Consider the following 2105-nt stretch of genomic DNA (forward strand, 5'->3'; position numbering starts at 1 on the left):
TTTGGCTGGCTAAGGCTGCCGAGGCCTGGCAACTGTCGTGCCGAGCCATGCTCGGCAGAGGCTTTCCCGGTAGCGCCCTTGCCGAGCATGGCTCGGCACTACCCATCTTCGTTCGGCTCAGCGGTACGGCCCGGGGCCGCGCCACAGCAGTTCCCCGTAGCGGTAGACGTACATCACGATGACGAACTGGCGCGCATCGCCGATGTCCTGCAGCTCGGGTGAACCGGCCTGCAGCATGCGGCACTTGCTGGAGCCACGGCGCAGCGCGACCTCGGCGGGGCAGACCATCAAATACGTGGTGCCGGGGAGCGGGATCGACAATTCCTTCTTGCCATTGACCTCCTTGGCCCCGTCCATCCATGCGCGCAGCTTCTCCTCGCTGAGCAGGTCATAGACGATCTGGTAGCCGCCGACTTCCATGGCCGGTGCTCCGGCACTGCGATCGACGCTTTTGCCGCTGTCATTGCCCTGGCCGGCGGAGCGACCGTAATCGTCCTGCGCGGTGGTCCTGTCCAGCGAGCCGGGCGGGCGTCCTGTCCAGGTCTGCGGACGCCTCGGCACGGTTTCCGACGGGCTGGCCGCGGCTGCGGGCGCGGCCGGGGTCTGCGCCAGTTCCTGGGTATTGGTCTCTTCCTGCTCCGGCTCGCTCGGCGGTTCGATATAGCGGGCTTCCGGTACCGGCTTGCGTTCCTCGCTGCGTCGTTGCGTGGTCGGCTTGGGTTGTGAACGCGTGGTCTTGTTGGGCTTGTCCTTTGGCGGCACCTTGCTCTGCTCCGTGGACGGCGGTGCCTCGCCGACGAAATCGACCTTGGTACGGCCGCCGCCGGAGGAGCCCTGCGGCGAGGAAACCACTGGCGGATTGGAGTACAGCAGGAGCAACAACATCAGCACATGCAGCACAGCCGTGACCAGCACCGCGACCCAGCGGTCGCGACGTTCATGCCAGAGCTTGAGTTTGAACTGCTTGGGAGAACTGGGGGTGTTGGTCATGCCGCGTTCTGGGGCCTTGAAGTTGCTGCCCTCGTGCGGAAGTCACACCGTGCCACCGATAGGGAACCGGCATGGTAACGCCTGCGCCCGGCGCGCAACCGTGCCGTCGGTGCTGTTGCCGGGTATCGGGGCAGTCTGGTCTTGCGGCTTCGGCAAGCCGTGGGTACAGCAGGGTCAGGTGCGGGTGCCGGATCCGTATCGAAGGTAACCGTGGACGGTATCGGCGCATGGCCGGGCTATGATGCCCCTCCCGCCGCGGACAGCTGGCGGGGACCCCCATCACAATGGAAACAGCTGCATGCGCATCCTGCTTGCCCGTCACGGCGAAACGCCGTGGAACGCCGAAGGCCGCTACCAGGGCCAGATCGACATTCCCCTCTCGCCGGTGGGTGAGGCCCAGGCAAAAGCCCTGGGTGAGCGGTTGGCCGATGTGCAGATCACCCGCGCCGTGGCCTCACCGCTGAGCCGTGCGCAGGCCACCGCCAAGGCCGCATTGGGCAGCGCACGCGAATCCATGTTGCTGACCGAGCCGGACCTGCAGGAGATCGCCCACGGTGAGTGGGAAGGCCTGCTCGCCAGCGAGATTGATGAAAAAGACCCGGCGCGCCTGCGTGCCTGGCGCGAGGAACCCGATACCGTGCTGATGCCCGGTGGTGAGTCGCTGCGCCAAGTGCTGGACCGCAGCTGGCGCGGCCTGACCGCCGCCGCCGAAGGCCTGGGTGACGACGACACTCTGCTGGTGGTCGCTCATGACGCGGTCAATCGAGTGATCCTGTGCCGGATCCTCGGCCTGCCGATCTCCAAGCTGTGGAGCTTCCGTCAGGCTCCGACCACGCTGAACCTGTTGGAAGGCCCGGATGTCGAGCACCTGGAAGTGGTACGCCTGAACGACTGCGCGCATCACACCCCATTCTTCGGCGAAGCCAAGCACCGCGCGCTGTAAGGCAGGGCAGGGTCGCCGTTGCCCCCTCCCTTTCGCGTAGCGAAGGGGAGGGCTGGGGAGGGGTTGGCACTTAGCTGGCCTGACGCAGCCGTGGCTCCGCGCCTGTAGTGCCGAGCCATGCTCGGCTGAGGCTCTACCGGTGAAGCCCCTGCCGAGCATGGCTCGGCACTAC

At 66.5% G+C, this 2105-nt stretch carries 2 protein-coding genes; one reads left to right on the forward strand and one right to left on the reverse strand.

The window, feature by feature from the left end; genetic code table 11:
- Positions 1 to 117: 117 nt before the first annotated feature.
- Complete coding sequence (locus tag AC13FW_RS17085; protein WP_482989872.1) at positions 118 to 990, reverse strand: type II toxin-antitoxin system RelE/ParE family toxin; 873 nt, start codon at positions 988 to 990, stop codon at positions 118 to 120.
- Positions 991 to 1288: 298 nt separating this feature from the next.
- Between AC13FW_RS17085 and AC13FW_RS17090 the strand changes: the two genes are divergently transcribed.
- Positions 1289 to 1933 carry a histidine phosphatase family protein gene (locus tag AC13FW_RS17090; RefSeq protein WP_282273399.1) on the forward strand — a complete coding sequence of 215 codons (645 nt, stop codon included), beginning with the start codon at positions 1289 to 1291 and terminating at the stop codon, positions 1931 to 1933.
- Positions 1934 to 2105: the final 172 nt, after the last annotated feature.

Source organism: Stenotrophomonas sp. 21LCFQ19 (genome assembly GCF_056861425.1).

Bases quoted from the DNA above. Each gene is read 5' to 3' on its own strand.
- AC13FW_RS17085 (WP_482989872.1), bottom strand. From the start codon at position 990: ATGACCAACACCCCCAGTTCTCCCAAGCAGTTCAAACTCAAGCTCTGG.
- AC13FW_RS17090 (WP_282273399.1), top strand. From the start codon at position 1,289: ATGCGCATCCTGCTTGCCCGTCACGGCGAAACGCCGTGGAACGCCGAA.